The following is a 17,547-nucleotide window of genomic DNA, read 5'->3' on the forward strand; positions in this document are numbered from 1 at the left end:
AATCTGTCGTCGCCGATGTGCCGCCGTGCAGGCGGCGATGAACGCGCTCCCGTCACCGACAGGTGCGCGAAGCGTCCCGGTGAGGGGTGAGGCCAGCGACTTGTCGTGGCGCGTTCGGACGTGTCAGCCATTCGACGCATGGACACAATATCGGGTAAAGGGTGTGCGAGTGTCGGCACGGCAGATTTCATCGCGATGCGCGCGTGGCGGACGGAGCCGGACGAGAACGAAGGCGCGATCCGGAAGGACGTCGAGGTGAAGCCCGGAGAGGAGAAAGGCAAGGTTGAAGGCGATCGAGCCGCTGGGGCGGATCGGCCGATCAAGCGGCTCGCTGACGTGGCCTGCGGTGGCGCGGCATGGAAGGGGCGACGCTGGTCGGAGCGGGTAGCAGGTTGATGGCAGCTTCGGATGAAGCGCAACGCTGCGCAGTTGCGCGTTCCGGCTGTCTGTCGCGCGTCGGGGGCGACGCGCCGGCAGGCGGCCGAATGCGAAGTCATTCCGTTGCGGCCGGTACGCGTTTCTTTGGCGGCGATTGATTGCGCGTTGCGATGATCTCGGATTGAGCAGGGCTTGAGCGTGATCGGCATGTCTTGCATTTCCGAGCCTGACCGTGTCACAAGCGCTCAACGATCAATCAGTATCGGTCAACTGCTCCTGCATGCCTGGTTGGGGATGGTTACTCTATAAAATCCGGTCTTGAAATAAACCTAGTGCGAGAGCTGTTGATCGAAGTAGCCGAATAAAGGAATTCCATTGTAAATCGTAATGATGATCTTTCTCGGGTCAACTCTGATTGTGGCAGGATTTCCGCTCGTCGGGCCATAATAACTCCAGATCAAAGGATAGACCGCGTCTTGATCGGGCGAAAAGAAGATGCAGATTGGGAACGGAATGAATTTTAAGATATGTTTGAAGATCAGGTTTTGGTTGATGGAATTGTTTGCTTCCACCCAGTCGGAGTCATAGGAGCAATTCGGATTGAAGTCGGCTGGATTGGACGTTATTTTTGACTCAGTGTAAACGATGTTTGTACTCGTGATATTTCCCGTTTTTTCCGGATTGGCTTGATGGACGCGTGAAATTTGATCGGTCGAGGCGTGATATTCGATATGTTTTTGGAATTCCGGAGATCGATGCGATCTTGTGGTGCTGGCTAATTGGGAATGGATTGTTGATTATGGTCGCTGGTTCAATTTTTGTCCGTCATCGACCGTTTGTCGACTATGAGTTTTGGTAGGAGGCCATGGATTCGAAATCGCCGTAATCGGTCATGCCGGTTGTATTCAACGCCGAGTACGCGATCTCGGCTCCGACCCCCGTCGGAAAAGGCGCAAATCGATCCGACGACCGTCTCAATGGGAATACGCGTCAAGCGGATGTCGGCCGCAAGCGTGTCGACGAGGTGTTTGTAGCGGGCGTGGGCCATGTGCCGATGTATCCATGACAATTATTTGATTGTATTGATTTTCGGACATACGATGCGTCGTCGCAATCGACACTCACTGGAGACGACGTCATGCATATCGCAATCCTGACTTTCGAAGGCTTCAACGAGCTCGACTCGCTGATCGCGCTCGGCATCCTCAACTGCGTGAAGAAGCCGGGCTGGCGCGTGTCGATCGCGAGTCCGACCGCCCGCGTCCGGTCGATGAACGGCGTCGCGATCGAAGCGCAGGCGTCGCTGCGCGACGCGAGCGATGCCGATGCGATCCTCGTCGGCAGTGGGGTGCGGACGCGCGAAGTCGTCGCCGATGCCGCGCTGATCGCGCAGCTTCGGCTCGATCCGTCGCGGCAACTGCTGGGGGCGCAATGCTCAGGCACGCTCGTGCTCGCGAAGCTGGGACTGCTCGACGGCGTGCCGGCGTGCACCGATCTCACGACGAAGCCATGGGTGCAGGAAGCCGGCGTCGACGTGCTGAACCGGCCGTTCTTCGCGAACGGCAACGTCGCGACCGCGGGCGGCTGTCTTGCGTCGCACTACCTTGCCGCGTGGGTCATCGCGCGTCTCGAAGGGCGGGAAGCCGCGGAGCGCGCGCTGCATTACGTCGCGCCGGTCGGCGAGAAGGAAGATTACGTGTCGCGCGCGATGGCGCATGTCGCGCCGTTTCTGACGGAAGCGTCGGCGGCTGCGTGAACGAGCAGGCGCTGGGCGCCGGGCGCCGGGTGCCGCGGGTGCCGGCGGCGGCACGCGGCGCGCGTTCGTGTTCCGCCTTGGCCAGGATCGGGTGACGGTCGGGGATGGCACATTCACGTTCGGCGAGCGTGACGGCAAAAAGGAGGAAGCGTGGCGCGCGAAGCGGAGTGAAACGCTTGGCTTCGGCCCTGGCTCGTCAGATGTCGAATGCGTCGCCGATGCGATCGTTGGCTGGCGAAACGATACAATCGTGGCGTTGCGATTCGTCACGCAACACGCAACACGCATCGCGCATCGCGCATCGCGCAACCGGCGTCATGCGGCGCGAGGCGACAGCCGGCGTTCGCTCTTCACGCACGGCGTTTCGTTCCGGCGAAACGCGTCGAGCGCCGATCGATTGCTTTGTGGAGGCACATTTTGAATTCCGGTATCGCCAGTCGCGGAAATCACGGCCCGCAAGCGGCAATGCACGAAAACGCCGGCGGCGCCGGGCGCACGCCGCCGACGAGGATCTTCGCATTCAACGGCGATGCCGACGGCCTGTGCGCACTGCAGCAGCTGCGTCTTGCCGAAGGACCGGGAGGCACGCTCGTGACGGGCGTCAAGCGCGATATCCGATTGCTGGCTCGCGTGTCGGCCGCGGCCGGCGACGAAGTCACGGTCCTCGACGTGTCGCACGACCAGAACCGCGCGGACGTCGAGCGACTGCTCGCGGCGGGTGCGCGGCTGCGCTACTTCGATCATCACTTCGCGGGCGCGCTGCCCGGCCATCCGAACTTCCATGCGTACATCGATACCGCCGCGGACGTTTGCACGAGCGCGATCGTCGATCGATACCTGCAAGGGCGCCACGCGCGCTGGGCGATCGTCGCGGCGTTCGGCGATGCGCTGCCGCAGCTCGGTCATGCGCTCGCGCTTGCGCATCGCGTCGGGCCGGAGGCGCTCGAGCGGCTCGCGCAACTCGGACGGTGCCTGAACTACAACGCGTACGGCGAGCGCGTCGCCGACCTGCATTTCGATCCGGCTGCCTTGGCGGAAACGATGCAGCCATTCGCGGACCCGCTCGACTTCATCGGCGGTACCGACGTGCTGCGCGTGCTGAGCGACGGATACCGGGACGACCTGCGCCGGGCGCGCGCGGTGCGCCCGGAAGTGGCGACGCCGCACGCGATCATGCTCGTGCTGCCGTCGGAGAGTTGGGCGCGCCGCGTGACCGGCGTGCTCGCGAACGAGGTCGTGCAAAGCCATCCGGCGTGTGCGCTGGCGATCCTGAGTCCGAGGACGGACGGCGGCTACGTCGTCAGCGTGCGCGTCCCGGCGAACAGCACGATCGGCGCCGACGATTTCTGCCGAGGCTTCGAAACGGGCGGCGGCCGCAAGCGCGCGGCCGGGGTCAATCGTCTGCCGGCCGATCAGCTCGACCGGTTCGCCGCGCATTTCAAGACGATGTTCGACGAGCCTATCGCAAGCGCATGAGACGCACGAGCGGCGCGCGGCCGATGGCCGCCGCGCGAAGCCGAACGCGGGAGCGATCATGAGGGTTGCAGAGCGGCGATGAGAATGCGCTGCGCGAACGACTGCCTGGCACGATCGAGCATCGTCGAAGTTCATGCGGCGACAAACGGCGGTACGGCCACGGCGTCGTGCGGCCGCGCGGTGCGGCGCGCGTGGCGACGCGAGTTTGTCGAACGTCGCCGCCGCGCGTGTCGTGCCGACAACGAATGTGCGCCGTCGTCCGAACCCTTTCGGCTCAGTTGCCGCCCGCCGCCGAATTCGCTTCCGTCACGTGCGCGCCGCCCGACGTCAGCATCGCGCGCAGCCGCGCCGCGTCGAAGAAATCGGCGTGACGCCCGGCCGAATCCAGCAGCACCATCACGACCCCGCGCCCGTCGATCGTCGTCTGCATCACGAGGCAAATGCCGGACTCCCTGATATAGCCCGTCTTTTGCACGCCGATGTCCCAGTCTTCGTCGCGCAGCAGGATGTTCGTGCTGTGGTAGTAGAGCGTGCGGCGGCCCGTGTCGACCTCGTATTTCAGATCGGTCGAATACTGCCGGATCAGCGGATATTGGTAAGCCGCCTCGACCATCTTCGCGAGATCGCGCGCGGTCGATACGTTGTATTTCGATAACCCGGTTGGATTCTCGAAATGCGTATCGATCATGCCGAGCGATCGCGCCTTCCGATTCATCGCGTCGACGAATGCTTGCCGGCCGCCCGGGTAGTAGCGCGACAGCGCCGCCGCCGCGCGATTCTCGGACGCCATCAGCGCGATGTGAAGCATGTCGTCGCGGCTCAGCGTCGAACCGATCGCGAGGCGCGAGCCGGTGAACTTGTCCTGATCGCGATCGTCGTCGGTCACTTCGATCAGTTCTTCGAGCGGCGCCTTCGAATCGAGCACGACCATCGCGGTCATCAGCTTCGTCACCGACGCAATCGGCACGACCGATTGCGAATTCCGGTCGACCAGCGTTTCGCCGGTATGCTGGTCGATCATGTAGGCGATGTTCGAACGGAGTCCGTACGGCCGTGACGTATCGCGCGGCTCGAACGCGCGGGCGCTCAGCGGCGCGCGCGGCGAGAACGTGACCCGGTGGACGCCGCCTGCCAGCCTGTAGCGGCCGGCTTTCAGATGGCGCGCGGCGACAGCGTGCCCCGCAAGCGATGCATGGCCCGCTTGCGGATGAAAACTCGCTTTCCGGATGGACGCGGAAGCCGCGGGATGCCGTTTCGGCACGGAGGATGTCGCCTGCGCGTCGAACGACGGAACGGCGAGTACGGAGGCGAGGACAACCGGCAACACCGCCCACTTCGAGACACGAAGTACGGTTCCGCACATCGCTTTCAACGAGGAAAACGGTGTCGCTTTCATTGCGCCCCAATTGTTGGATTCGAGCTTTGGAATGATTATAGTAACGGGACATTACGTTAGCAATTACAATGACATAGGAAATATTCCTCATCCAAATTATTTCATTTGAAACGATCGTTTTTATTTTTACGGGATGAGGATTTTTTCGGCCGAACGAACGCGCGGTGCCCATTGCGCCGTATCGCATCCGGGCGATGCGCGTTGTCGCGCAGTCGCCTCGGCGCATGCGCTCGTCCGCACGGAAACGGCGGTCCCGTTCGTTGTCATTTGAAAGAAGGCTGATGAAAACCGCGCGCGGCCGTGCTTGATTCGAACACGGCGCGCAAGCGGCGAGCCGCCACCGCTTCGGCGTGAAATTCGAAAACCATGGAATCGAAAAGAAGAAACGACGGCGTCGACTTGTTGCGCGGGATCGCCATCCTGCTCGTCCTGATCCTGCATTTCCATCTGACGTACCAGCTGAACGTCACGCCGATCGATTCGCCGTTCCTGTCGGACGCGCTCGAGGCGGTTGCGCGAAACGGCAATTACGGCGTCACGATGTTCTTCGCCGTGTCCGGGTTCCTGATCATGTCGACGTCGGTCCGGCGCTTCGGCTCGCTCGGCGCGATCGAGCCGGCGACGTTCTACGGGTATCGCGCGTCGCGGATCCTGCCGTGCCTCGTGCTCGTCCTGCTCGCGATCGTGGCGCTCGGTTCGCTCGGCCTGCGCTCGTTCGTCGACAAGCCGGACACCGCGAGCACGCTCGTCGCGGTGCTGTCGGTGCTGACCTTCTGGCACAACGTGCTGATGGCGAAGGTCGGCTATTTCAATTACGCGATGAACATCCTGTGGTCGCTGTCGGTCGAGGAGGTGTTCTATCTTGCGTTCCCGATCCTCTGCCTGCTGCTGCGGCGACGTCGCTACATCGTGCTGTTCCTGTGCGTGCCGATCGTCGTCGGACCGATCTACCGTAGCCTGCACGCGCACGACGAAATCGTCGCGCTGTACGACTACGGATCGTGCTTCGATGCGATCGCGATGGGAGGCTGCGCGGCGTTGCTTCCGTTGCGCCGGATCTCGCGCGGCCGGAGCCGGGCGGTCCGGGCGATCGCCGCCGCCGCGATCACCGTCGTCTACCTGTGCGGGCCGATCATGCAAAACGTCGTGTGGGGCGTGTCGGTCGTCGCGTTCTGCACCGCGATCCTGCTGTACAGCTTCAGGGATGGATCGCATGACGAGGCGAACGCGCCGCATGCGGCGCTCCGCATGATCCGTTGGTTCGGACAGCGGAGCTATGAGCTGTACCTGTTTCATATCGTCGTGCTGGGCATTCTGCGCGAGTTCGTCACGCGAGAGACGATCGGCGTCGGCGCAAAGCCGCTGTGGCTGATCTTTTACGTGGGTGTGTCGGCGCTCGTCGCGGAGCTTGTGTTCAGGTGCTATTCCGAGCCGTTGAACGACGCGCTCAGGCGGGGCGCCGTGCGCTTCTCGCCGAGATATCTGCAGAAGTGATTCGCCTCGCGGCTTCCGCCTTTTCGGGCGCGATCGTCGATTGGCCGCGACCGGATCGCTCGACGCGTGGCTTGGGTGCGGTGTGATACCGCCTCGGGGATTGCGGGGTGCAATGGAAGCCGACATGCCGGCCGGGTCCGCCGCTTCATGAAAAATATACGAAATGCCGGCTGAGCCTCGTTGTCCTGATCTGGAATCGATCCCGATCGCGCTGTGCGCATCCGTGTAACGTTTCGCCCGGCGTCGCGCGCATGTTTAGGCTGCGAAATCGCGCTCGAAATATGCGACATCGATCGAATTGATCCAGCGCAACGACGTGCCTCGCGCCCCGCCTATGCTGGGCCTGTCGTGCCGGGCGTCGAGCGAACGGATCGCGATGCCGGCCGCCGGCAGCACCGCCGCCGGCGCTCGCGCACGGCCCCGATGCTCGTCGCGACCTAAGATGAAAGCGCGCGACACATGCGCGCGACGGTGCGTCGAGCCGCCCGGCGCCGACGCGCCATGTCGCGCACCGCCGTCCATGCGAAGGCGAGGTCGAACATGCCAATCCACAATGCCGATTTTGCGGCGGTCTTCGCCGAGATCGCCGATCTGCTCGAGATACAGGGGGCCAATCCATTTCGCGTGCGCGCGTATCGCAACGCGGCGCGCACGGTCGGCGGGCTAGGCCGCGACATCGCGGCGATGGTCGCCGACGGGAAGAACCTCGACGATATTCCGACGATCGGCCCCGATCTCGCCGGCAAGCTGCGCGAAATCGCGACGACCGGCACGTGCGGGCTGCAGCAGCAACTTCGCCAAGCGCTGCCGCCCGCGATCGTCGAGCTGCTCGGGGTCCCGGGGCTGGGGGCGAAACGCGTGCGCGCGCTGCACGACGCGCTGCACGTCGAGACGCTCGAGCAGTTGAAGGAAGTCGCCGAGAGCGGCAGGATCCGCGGACTGCCGGGCTTCGGCGAGAAGACTGAGACGCACATCGCGGAGGCGATCGGCGCGCGGCTGCGGCGCAAGTCGCAGCGCTTCCTGCTGTCGTTCGCGACGCAGTATCTGACGCCGCTCCTCACGTATCTGCGCGAGACGCCGGGCGTGAGCGAAGCGCTCGTGGCCGGCAGCTTCCGGCGCCGGCGCGAAACCGTCGGCGATCTCGACATTCTCGTGACGGCGAGCGATCCGGCGAAAGTGGCGGCGCGCTTCGTTGGATACGACGAAGTCGAGCGCGTGCTCGCGAACGGCGACACGCGCTCGAGCGTCGTGCTTCGCTGCGGAATCCAGGTCGATCTGCGCGTCGTCACGCCGGCGTCGCTCGGCGCGGCGCTCGTGTACTTCACGGGATCGAAGGCGCACAACATCGCCATGCGCCGGATCGCGCAGGCGCGCGACCTGAAGATCAACGAGTATGGCGTGTTCCATGGCGAGCGGCGCGTCGCCGGTGCGACCGAGGAATCGGTCTACGCGTCGATCGGCCTCGACTGGGTGCCGCCCGAGCTTCGTGAGAACCAGGGCGAGATCGAGGCCGCGCGCGAAGGCCGCCTGCCGGCCCTCGTCGAACGCAAGGACCTGCGCGGCGACCTGCATGCGCACACGAACGCGACCGACGGTCAGGACAGCCTGCAGGACATGGCGCTCGCGGCGCGCAAGCGCGGCCTCGAGTATCTCGCGATCACCGATCATTCGCGCCGGCTCGGCGTCGCGCACGGCCTCGACGCGGAGCGCCTCGCCAGACAAATCGACGAGATCGATCGCCTGAACGAGACGCTCGAAGGCATCGTGCTGCTGAAAGGCATCGAAGTCGACATCCTCGAAGACGGCAGCCTGGATCTGCCCGACGATATACTCGCGCGGCTCGATCTGGTGGTCGGCGCGGTTCACAGTCGCTTCGATCTGTCGCGCGCCGCGCAGACCGAGCGGGTGCTGCGCGCGATGGATCATCCGTCTTTCACGATCCTCGCGCATCCGTCGGGGCGGCTGCTCGGCGAGCGCGACGCGTACGACATCGACCTTGCCCGCGTGATCGAGCAAGCGCGCGCGCGCGGCTGCCATCTCGAGCTGAATGCGCAGCCGCAGCGGCTGGATCTTGCCGACATCTGGTGCCGGCAGGCGGCCGAGGCTGGCGTGCTCGTGTCGATCGATTCCGACGCGCATCGCCGCGAAGACCTGAACTATCTCGGGATCGGCGTCGATCAGGCGCGGCGCGGCTGGCTGACGAAGGCGCAGGTGCTCAATACGCGCACGCTCGCGCAACTGCGGCCGCTGCTCGCGCGGACGATGAGCGGGAGCGCCGCGTCGGCCGCGGGCGACTCGGCGAAACGTTCGTCGAGCAAGCGGGCGACGGCGCGAAGCGCCGGCACGAGCGGCGCGCGTCGCACGAAGAAGCGCGGGCACGCTGCGGCTTGAGCGGACGCACGTCGTCGTCGGACACGCGGTTCGGCAGCGCGGTCAATGCGGCGTGCACGTCGGCGAAGTCGATCTACACCGACCGGATCGCCGCGCAGGAGAAGCTCGCATTGGTGACGCTCGGTGCGTGCTACAGCGATCCGCGCTACGCGGCGGACGCCGGTTCGACGTTCCGCCGCGCTCCTTTCGAAGTGCAGAAAGCGCCTTACGGTCGTTGTTGCTGCATGTTGGACTCCGGCCCCTATGTCATATTGGCGCAAGCTCTTCGTTATCGTGTTGTTGGCACTGAGCCTTCCGGTTCAGTCGCTGGCGGCCGTCTCGATGAATTGCGAGGTCGCGCACGTCGACGACGTCGCGTCTGCCCGTCATCCGCTGCAAGCTGGAACGGAAAGCGGTCACGGCGTGCTCGATATGACCGTGACCGCAGCCGACCATCGGCATCCCGGCCAGGGCGACGCACATCATGCGCACCCGTGCGCGACCTGCGTGTCGTGCGTGTCGTGCTGCGTCGGCGCCGGCTTGCCGGCCGGCTCCGTCTCGGCGGCGTTCTTCGATGCCGTGCGCATCACTCCTCCCTTTCCTCAAGACGCCGGCACCGTGTCGTTCCTGACGGACGGCATCGAACGGCCGCCCCGAACCGCTCTCGTCTGATCCTTCGGGTCGCAGCGCGCTCGCTGCGATACGCAAACTCGTCCTGACGGCGCACATGCGCGTCGCCGGGACGGCTGACGACGAGAGAAATTCATGCGAAAGATTTCCGCAGCGCTGCTCGGCGCGTCGGCGGCGTGGCCGGCGCTCGTGCACGCGACGACGACGTTCGCCGATCCGGCGGACGCCGCGGCATCGGTGCCCGCCATCGTGGCGCCGTCCGTGCTCGACGGCTACCGCCGCTACCGCGACGACGACGGGCCGGCCTGGCAGCAATTGAACCGCGCGGTGGCCGAGCCGCCGCGCAACGCGGCAGCGCCGTCCGCCAAGGCGAGCAACGACGGCACCGCCGCACACGGCGGCCACGGTGCGATGCACGGGGAAGCCGCCCAATGACGCCGCGCTTCGTTTCCCTCCGGATCTGCGCCGCGGCGGCCGTACTGGCATTCGCCGCGGGCTGCACGACGTTCTCGAAGGACGGCGGCTTCGGCGCCGTGTCGACTGCGGCTTCCGAGCAGCTCGGAAAAGACGCGGTGCTCGTGAAGACCGATGCCGATCGCGACACGGTCGCGCACCGCACGCAGGAACTGCTGTCGAAGCCGCTGAGCGTCGACGACGCGGTTCAGATCGCGCTCCTGAACAATCGCGGGCTCCAGGCTTCCTACGCGGAGCTCGGCTTGTCCGAAGCCGAGCTCGTGCAGGCCGGTCGGCTGCCGAATCCGGGCTTCACGTTCAGCCGCACGCGTTCGAGCAACGATCTGAGCATCGGCCGGACATTTTCGATGGGCATCCTGAGTATTCTGACGCTGCTGCTCGCGACGAAGGTCGAAGGCCGGCGTTTCGAGCAGACGAAGCTCGAGACCGCCGACGCGGTGCTGAAGGTCGCGGCGGATGCGCGCCGCGCGTACGTCGAAGCGGTCGCGGCCGCGCAGGCGGCGACCTATGCGGAGCAGGTCAAGGACTCGGCGGACGCCGGCGCGGAGCTCGCGCGGCGGATGCGGCAGGCCAGCAGCTTCAGCCGGCTCGACTACGCGCACGAGCAGGCGTTCTACGCGGACGCGATCGCGCAGTTCGCGAACGCGCGGCAGCGCGCGGTGGCGGCCCGCGAGAAGCTCACGCGCATGATGGGCTTGTGGGGAGCGTCGAGCGCATACGAACTGCCCGACCGCCTGCCCGCTCTGCCCGCCGAGCGGCCGCAACTCGACGGCCTCGAGCGCTTCGCGATGGAGAACCGCCTCGACATCCAGGCGGCGAAGCTGAGGACGCAGGGTGTCGCGACGTCGCTCGGCCTCACGCGGGCGATGCGCTTCGTCAACGCGCTCGACGTCGGCTATCTCGACAACTACGAGACCGACAAGGGCCACGAGCACGGCTACGAGATCAGCGTCGAGATTCCGCTGTTCGACTGGGGCGGCGCGAAGGCGAGCTATCTGCAGTCGGCTAACCGGCTCGCGCAGACCGCGATCGATGCGCGCTCCGAAGTGCGCGAATCGTACGCGGCCTACGTGACGCGCTACGACGTCGCGAAGCACTATCGCGACGAGGTCGTGCCGCTGCGCAAGACGATCTCCGATGAGATGCTGCTCCGCTACAACGGGATGCTCGTCAGCGTGTTCGAGCTGCTCGCCGACGCGCGCGGCCAGGTCGGCACCGTGAACGGCTACATCGACGCGCTGAAGGACTACTGGCTCGCGGAAACCGATCTGCAGCAGGCGGTCGGCGCGAAAGCGGGCATGTCGCACGGCGAAATCAGGAAGGTCGACGCGGCCGTGGGCAAGTCGACGATCAAGCATGGCCCGCTCGAGAACCTCGGAATGGACGCGATGACGATGGTCTTCAGGGTCAAGGATCCGGCGATGCCGTCGCAGGTGGCGACAGGCGACAAGATCGACTTCGTCGCCGAGGAAGTGAACGGCGTGCTCACCGTCGTGAAGCTGCAGAAGCAATGACGGCTCGCACCGCACATTGCGTCGTCACGATTATTCAGGATCGGAAATCATGAAGAGATTCGCTTACGCGCAGTGGACCCGGTTCGCTGCGATCGCCCGCCCTCGCCGCGGCGCCCGCCGTCGCGTTGCGGAACGTCGGCTTCGCGGTCGCGGTCGGCGCGCTGCTCGGCGATCAATGGCTTGCGCGCGCCGCGTCGCCATGGCAGGCGCAAGTGAGCCGGCGATCGATCCGCACGCTGTGAATCGCGGCGCTCGGCATGCTGCTGTCGAGCGTGCTCGCGTTCTGGGGGCATTGCGCGCTGATGAGCGAATCGGCCCTGTGGGACGCGTGGCCCGCCGTCCGCTCGATGCTGGCGGGAACCGGCTACGGTCACGCATGGCTCATCGGCGCGGTGCTGATGTTCGCCGTCGTCGGGCTGTCGCTGCTGCGGTCCGGCGGCGACGCTCGCTTTCCGTTCGCGCTGTGGCTTGCGCTTCCGGGCGTCGCGCTCGCACGCAGCAACGGCGGCCATCCGGTCGACGCGGGGCTGTTCAGCGTGCCGGTGTGGGTCGACTGGCTGCATCTGCTCGCGATCGGCACGTGGGGCGGGCTCGTGGCGATCGCGACGTACGTCGTCGTGCCGCAGCTCGCCGATGCGCCTGGCAGCGAGCGGAAAAACGGCGCCGCGTTCGTGCAGTCGCTGTCCGATGCGGCGACGTTCGCGCTCGTCGTGCTGTTCAGCTCGGGTGCGTACAACGGCTGGCGAGGCGTCGGCACGTCGGCGAACCTGTTCGGCTCGACGTACGGGCAGGTGCTGCTGCTGAAGCTCGCGCTCGTGGCGACCGCCGCGGCGCTCGGCGGACACAATCGCTTCTTCGGGATGCCGGCGCCGCTGGCGGCGCTCAAGGAGTCGTCGCCGAAGACGAGGGCATTCGTCGGACCATTGCGGCGCTTCGGCGTCGTGCTGCAAATGGAATCGCTCGTGCTGTTGGGCGTGCTCGCCGCGGCCGCGATGCTCGCATCGAGCCCGCTGCCAGGCACGATCTGAGCGCCCGGAAAATGCAGACGTAAAGCGGCGTGTGCGGCATGCAGGTTGTCGTCGATCACATATCGACGTCGAATCGATCGCACAGCACTTCAGCTTGTGCGCGTGCGTGCCGTATACCGGGCTAACGGATCGGATAGCAATACGAAGTTCGCGTTCGAACCATACAAATGAATGACAGAAGCACCAATTTTTTTCATACGATTGAGCCTTCGTCATCGAGCGCGCCTCCGCCATGCAGTCGTTCGAACCGTTATCCCCCCATAGTTACTGGCGTCTGCAAAATGAAACTCTTTTCCGACCTGAAGATCGGCGCTCGGCTGATCGTGCTGATCCTCGCCGCGCTCGTCGCCCTGTGCGGCATCACCGGATTCGGCATCTACGAGAGCCGCCGCGTCTACACCGCAGCCAGCTATTCGACAGTCAACACCGTGCCGAGCTTCGTCATCCTTGACGATACGCAACTCGCATTCGATTCGATGTTGCTGCTCGTGAATCAGCACGTATTTTCGACGAACGCCGATCAGGCGAAGGATCTCGAACAGAAGATCGCGCAGCAGCAGCGCGAGATCGACAACCAGTTCGCGAAATACGAGCCGCTGCTGTCCAACGACAAGGACAAGGCGATGCTCGCGACCGATCGCGCGCTGATGAGCCAGCTCGACGCGGTGCGCGACAACGTGCTCGCGCTGTCGCGCGACGGCAAGAAGCAGGAGGCGGGCGACCTGATGGGCACGCGGATGACCGAGATCGCACAGCAGACGAATGCGGCGCTCGCGGCACATCGCGCGTTCAACGTCGATCTCGGGCAGGCCGGCTCGAACGAGGCGAAGGACATCATCGATCGCGCGGTGACGCTCGAGGCGTCCGCGGCGGCCGTCGTGCTCGCGGTCGTGTTGTGGCTCGGCGTGCTGATTTCGCGTTCGATCACGAAGCCGATGGGCGACGCAGTGAAGTTCGCGCGTACCGTCGCCGACGGCGACCTGACGACGCACATCGATGCGACGTCGAAGGACGAAACGGGGCAACTGCTGAAAGCGCTCGCCGACATGAACGACAGCCTGAAGCGCATCGTTGAGCGCGTGCGCATGGGCAGCGACGCGGTTGCGACCGCGTCCGGGCAGATCGCGTCCGGCAACCTCGACCTGTCGTCGCGCACCGAGGAGCAGGCGGCATCGCTGCAGGAAACCGCATCGAGCATGGAGGAGCTCACGTCGACTGTCCGGCAGAACGCGGAGAACGCGCAGCAGGCGAGCGGGCTCGCGTCCAATGCGTCGGACGTCGCGCTGCGCGGCAGTACGGTCGTTGGCCAGGTCGTCGACACGATGACCGACATCAGTGAGCGTTCGTCGAAGATCGCGGAGATCATCGGCATCATCGAAGGAATCGCGTTCCAGACCAACATCCTCGCGCTCAATGCGGCCGTCGAGGCGGCGCGCGCGGGCGAGCAGGGGCGCGGGTTCGCGGTTGTCGCGGGCGAGGTGCGCGGCCTCGCGCAGCGCTCGTCGAGCGCGGCGAAGGAGATCAAGGAACTGATCAGCGCGTCGGTGCAGAAGATTCGCGACGGCTCCGCGCTTGCCGACGAAGCGGGCAAGACGATGGCCGAGGTCACGCAAGCGGTCGCGCGCGTGACCGACATCATGGGCGAGATCGCGGCCGCGTCGGCAGAACAGAGCCGCGGCATCGACCAAGTCAATCTCGCGATCACGCAGATGGATCAGGTCACGCAGCAGAATGCCGCATTGGTCGAAGAAGCGGCGGCCGCGTCGCAATCGCTCGAAGACCAGGGGCGCGAGCTGAAGCAGGCGGTCGCGTTCTTCCGGGTCGAGGGTGTGACGATGGAGCCGGCGATGCAGCATCGTCGGAAGGCGTCGCCGACATCGGCGCCGCGCGCCGTGCACGCGACGCGCGCCGCCGACACCATGAAGCCGGCTGTTCGCGCGGCTGCGGCGCCCGTGGCGCCTGTGGCAACCGCTTCAGTCGCGCGTGCGGCAGCTGTGTCCGACGCGAACGCGGACTGGGAAACGTTCTGATCGCCGGGTGACGGCGCGGGCGGTCGGCTGCGCGCCGCGGCATCGTGCTGCCGCAGTCACACGGCGGCTGGCATGCCGTCGCGTTGTGCACCGTATCGCTCATTCGTTGCGCGCGCAAGCAACGCGGCTTGCGATACATGCACGTGTATCGCGCATCGGCTCGACGCGGATTCAGCATTCGCGCCGATGGATAAAGCGCTACCCGTGCGCGATATGAGGTTGCGCCATCGCCGCGCGCAATGCGTCGCCGTGCGGCGCGCCACGTTGCAGCTCGATTGAAATGGCGAATGTCGACATCGGCAATCGCGCACGCGCGCGACATTCGAGCGATTCTCGCGTCATGGGAAGGGGGCGCATTCACGCAATCGCGGCATGCGCATCGCTTGGCCCGCTGGAGCCGGCCTTCGTGCCACGTCATGGCAAGCGCGATCTGGCGCCGTTGCATCGCGAGCGATGCGGCGATCCGCATTCAACATGTGTTCCGATCGACGCTTGCATTGCGTCGCAGCGTCGCGCGCGATCCGGCGTGACGAATTATTTTGCACTCCGCAATCGTGCGTCTTCACGCTACACTCACGTGCGGATTCACGCGATGGAACGACAAGGAGGAGATAGCGGCATGCCAGCAAACACCCATCAGCAAGTGCTTGTCCGGTTCGTCCGTGCAGCGGTTCTGTTCACGCTTGCATCGGCTGCATTTCACGCGCGGGCCGACCAGCTCGCCGACATCAAGGCGAAAGGCGAGCTCGTCTGCGGCGTGCTCGGCACCGACGAACCGTTCAGCTACATGAAGGATCCGATGAGCCGCGAGATCGTCGGCTACGACGTCGACATGTGCAACGCGGTCGCGAAGAGCCTCGGCGTGAAGCCGGTGCTCAAGCAGCTCGCGGTCGCCGCGCGGATTCCCGAGCTGCAGCAGGGCCGCGTCGATCTGCTCGCCGCGTCGCTCACGCACAACAAGGAGCGCGAGTCGCAAATCGACTTCTCGATGTCGACATTCATCACAGGGCAGAAGGCGATGGTCCGCAAGGACAGCGGCATCGCGACGCTCGCGCAGCTATCGAGCAAGAAGATCCTGACCGTCAAGGGCTCGACGATGGAAACCAACATCGCCGCGACGATCAAGGGGGCGGACGTCGTGTCGTTCGACACGAGCCCACAGGCGCTGCTCGCGCTGCAGCAGGGCAAGGGAGCCGCTTACGTCAACGACGAGACGACGCTCGTCGGCAATCTCGCGAAGCTCGGCCCGGCGGGCAAGGACTACACACTCGTTCCGCAGAACATTTCGACCGAGCACATCGCGCTCGGCATCCGCAAGAACGAGCCCGCGTTCCGTGCGCAGGTGAACAAGGTGCTGCTTGGGATGGAAGCGAGCGGCGAAGCGCAGAAGCAATTCGACAAGTGGTTCGGGCCGGGCACGAAGATGAATTTCCCGCCGCGCTCGTTCAAGATCTCCACCGACCGGATCGATTGAGCGCCGATCCGTTTCTTCGAGGCGCTACCCGGCCGCGCGCCGGGTAGCGGCGTCCGATGACCCAATTCAATTTGTCGATGCTGCTGTCCGGGCAGTATCACGCATGGCTCGTCAGCGGCTTCGCGATGTCGCTCGAGCTGTCGGCGCTCGCGTTCGTGTTCTCGCTGCCGCTCGCGATCGGCATCGCGCTGTTGCGGCTCGCGCCTGCGGCGCCGCTGCGCGCGCTCGGCCAGGTTTACGTCGAGAGCATCCGCAACGTGCCGCTGCTCGCGCACATGCTGTTCTGGTATTTCGGCGCGCCGCAACTGCTGCCGCAAGCGGTGAAGACGTGGCTCTACGAGCGCAACTACGAAGCGGCGAGCGCGCTGATCGCGCTCGTGCTGTATACGGTCGCGTACATGGCCGAGGACATCCGCAGCGGCATCCGCTCGATTCCGAAAGGACAGCTCGAGGCGAGCCGCGCGCTCGGCTTCGGCTTCGTCGCGTCGATGCGGCTCGTGATCCTGCCGCAATCGTTGCGCGTGACGGTGCCGCCGCTCGTCAACCAGACGCTCAATCTGTGGAAGAACTCGAGCATCGCGATGGTGATCGGCGTCGCCGAGCTGATGTATCAGGCGCAGCAGGTCGAGAGCGCGACGTTCCGGGGCTTCGAATCGTTTGCGTTCGCGACGGCCGCGTATCTGACGGTGTCGATCGCGATCACCGTGTTTTCCGTGTGGTATCAGCGCCGCTTTCCGGTGCGGAGCGTGTAGCCGATGCTCGACATCCCGCAAACCTACGGCCTCTACTACCTCGTCGGCCAATATCCGAACGGACCGCTCGGCGGGCTCGCGCTCACGCTGCTGCTCGCGTCGTCGGGCCTCGTGTTCGCGCTGCCCGCCGGCATCGCGCTCGGGCTGTGCCGCGTCAGTCCGTTCCGCGCGCTTCGCTGGCCGGCGACCGTGCTCGTCTACGTCGTGCGCGGCACGCCGCTCCTGATGGTCGTGTTCTGGGCGTACTTCCTGCTGCCATCGGTGACGGGGCACCGTACGGACCAGTTCGGCACGATGCTCACTGCGCTCGTGATCTTCGACGGCGCGTATCTCGCCGAGATCGTGCGCGCGGGTATCCAGGGGCTGCCGCGCGGGCAGATGGAAAGCGCGCGGGCGCTGGGCTTGTCGTATCTGCAGGCGATGACGCTCGTGATCTTGCCGCAGGCGCTGCGCAACATGCTGCCGTCGCTCGTCAGTCAGCTCGTGTCGACGATCAAGGAGACGTCGCTCGGCTACATCATCAGCCTGCCCGAAGTATCGTGGGTCGCCGGGCAGATCAGCACGCAGGCGATCACGCAGTCCGCGCAGGTCTATCTGCTGCTCGGCTTCAGCTACTTCGTGATGTGCTTCGGCCTGACTCGCTGCGCGTTCCTGCTCGAGCGGCGGCTCGCGTCGCGTGCTCCGGTGAAGGCGTGAGCGGCGGTCAAGATCGAAAGCGCGGGCGGCGTGCTCGGGCTGCGCCCTCGGTTCGATGCGCTCTTCATGTCGACCGGGC

14 protein-coding genes and 2 pseudogenes are annotated in these 17,547 nt (G+C 65.3%); 14 read left to right on the forward strand and 2 right to left on the reverse strand.

Going from position 1 to position 17,547, the window contains the following annotated elements; translation table 11 throughout:
* The first annotated feature begins 138 nt into the window (after positions 1-138).
* Positions 139-396, forward strand: coding sequence for a hypothetical protein (locus tag WS69_RS00330; RefSeq protein ID WP_059468859.1), 258 nt, complete (start codon positions 139-141; stop codon positions 394-396).
* A 961-nt stretch (positions 397-1,357) separates the two neighbouring features.
* On the opposite strand, the pseudogene WS69_RS35410 reads toward WS69_RS00330, so the two are convergent.
* Positions 1,358-1,620 (reverse strand): annotated as a pseudogene (locus tag WS69_RS35410) (PLP-dependent aminotransferase family protein); the annotation flags it as partial.
* On the opposite strand from WS69_RS35410, the gene WS69_RS00340 reads away from it, so the two are divergent.
* The 3 genes from WS69_RS00340 to WS69_RS00350 all read left to right on the forward strand — a co-directional run bounded on the left by WS69_RS00340 (position 1,517) and on the right by WS69_RS00350 (position 3,610).
* Entirely contained in the window at positions 1,517-2,134 is a 618-nt protein-coding gene (locus WS69_RS00340) for a DJ-1/PfpI family protein (protein WP_059468861.1), read from the forward strand. The pseudogene WS69_RS35410 and the gene WS69_RS00340 sit on opposite strands and share 104 nt — an antisense overlap.
* A 67-nt stretch (positions 2,135-2,201) precedes the next feature.
* A complete protein-coding gene (locus WS69_RS00345) occupies positions 2,202-2,555 on the forward strand; it encodes a hypothetical protein (protein ID WP_156437878.1) in 354 nt (117 codons plus the stop codon).
* A gap of 44 nt (positions 2,556-2,599) precedes the next feature.
* On the forward strand, positions 2,600-3,610 hold the full coding sequence (locus WS69_RS00350) for a hypothetical protein (RefSeq protein WP_059468863.1): 1,011 nt from the start codon (positions 2,600-2,602) through the stop codon (positions 3,608-3,610).
* Positions 3,611-3,884: 274 nt separating this feature from the next.
* Here the strand turns inward: WS69_RS00350 and WS69_RS00355 are convergent, their stop codons facing one another.
* A complete protein-coding gene (locus WS69_RS00355; RefSeq protein WP_197419185.1) occupies positions 3,885-5,006 on the reverse strand; it encodes a serine hydrolase in 1,122 nt (373 codons plus the stop codon).
* 366 nt (positions 5,007-5,372) lie between these two features.
* On the opposite strand from WS69_RS00355, the gene WS69_RS00360 reads away from it, so the two are divergent.
* The 10 genes and pseudogenes from WS69_RS00360 to WS69_RS00415 all read left to right on the forward strand — a co-directional run bounded on the left by WS69_RS00360 (position 5,373) and on the right by WS69_RS00415 (position 17,468).
* Positions 5,373-6,500, forward strand: a complete 1,128-nt coding sequence (locus WS69_RS00360; RefSeq protein WP_059468864.1) for an acyltransferase family protein — start codon at positions 5,373-5,375, stop codon at positions 6,498-6,500.
* A gap of 540 nt (positions 6,501-7,040) precedes the next feature.
* Positions 7,041-8,891: a DNA polymerase/3'-5' exonuclease PolX gene (polX, locus tag WS69_RS00370; protein WP_059468884.1), complete on the forward strand. Its 1,851-nt coding sequence runs from the start codon at positions 7,041-7,043 to the stop codon at positions 8,889-8,891.
* 243 nt (positions 8,892-9,134) lie between these two features.
* Positions 9,135-9,542: a hypothetical protein gene (locus WS69_RS00375; RefSeq protein ID WP_059468866.1), complete on the forward strand. Its 408-nt coding sequence runs from the start codon at positions 9,135-9,137 to the stop codon at positions 9,540-9,542.
* 93 nt (positions 9,543-9,635) lie between these two features.
* Complete coding sequence (locus WS69_RS00380) at positions 9,636-9,935, forward strand: hypothetical protein (RefSeq protein ID WP_059468867.1); 300 nt, start codon at positions 9,636-9,638, stop codon at positions 9,933-9,935.
* The gene (locus tag WS69_RS00385) at positions 9,932-11,488 is read left to right on the forward strand and encodes a TolC family protein (protein ID WP_082715845.1); all 1,557 of its coding nucleotides are present in this window, start codon (positions 9,932-9,934) and stop codon (positions 11,486-11,488) included. Before WS69_RS00380 ends, WS69_RS00385 begins: the two co-directional genes overlap by 4 nt.
* 86 nt (positions 11,489-11,574) lie before the next feature.
* A pseudogene (locus tag WS69_RS00390) lies at positions 11,575-12,516 on the forward strand (CopD family protein).
* 281 nt (positions 12,517-12,797) lie between these two features.
* The gene (locus WS69_RS00395; protein ID WP_059468868.1) at positions 12,798-14,546 is read left to right on the forward strand and encodes a methyl-accepting chemotaxis protein; all 1,749 of its coding nucleotides are present in this window, start codon (positions 12,798-12,800) and stop codon (positions 14,544-14,546) included.
* Positions 14,547-15,165: 619 nt separating this feature from the next.
* Positions 15,166-16,020: an ABC transporter substrate-binding protein gene (locus WS69_RS00405; RefSeq protein WP_059468870.1), complete on the forward strand. Its 855-nt coding sequence runs from the start codon at positions 15,166-15,168 to the stop codon at positions 16,018-16,020.
* Positions 16,021-16,076: 56 nt separating this feature from the next.
* Positions 16,077-16,772: an amino acid ABC transporter permease gene (locus WS69_RS00410; protein ID WP_059468871.1), complete on the forward strand. Its 696-nt coding sequence runs from the start codon at positions 16,077-16,079 to the stop codon at positions 16,770-16,772.
* A 3-nt stretch (positions 16,773-16,775) separates the two neighbouring features.
* Entirely contained in the window at positions 16,776-17,468 is a 693-nt protein-coding gene (locus WS69_RS00415; protein WP_059468872.1) for an amino acid ABC transporter permease, read from the forward strand.
* Positions 17,469-17,547 lie beyond the last annotated feature (79 nt).

It is taken from the genome of Burkholderia sp. BDU5 (assembly GCF_001522845.1).
Lineage (GTDB): Bacteria > Pseudomonadota > Gammaproteobacteria > Burkholderiales > Burkholderiaceae > Burkholderia > Burkholderia mayonis.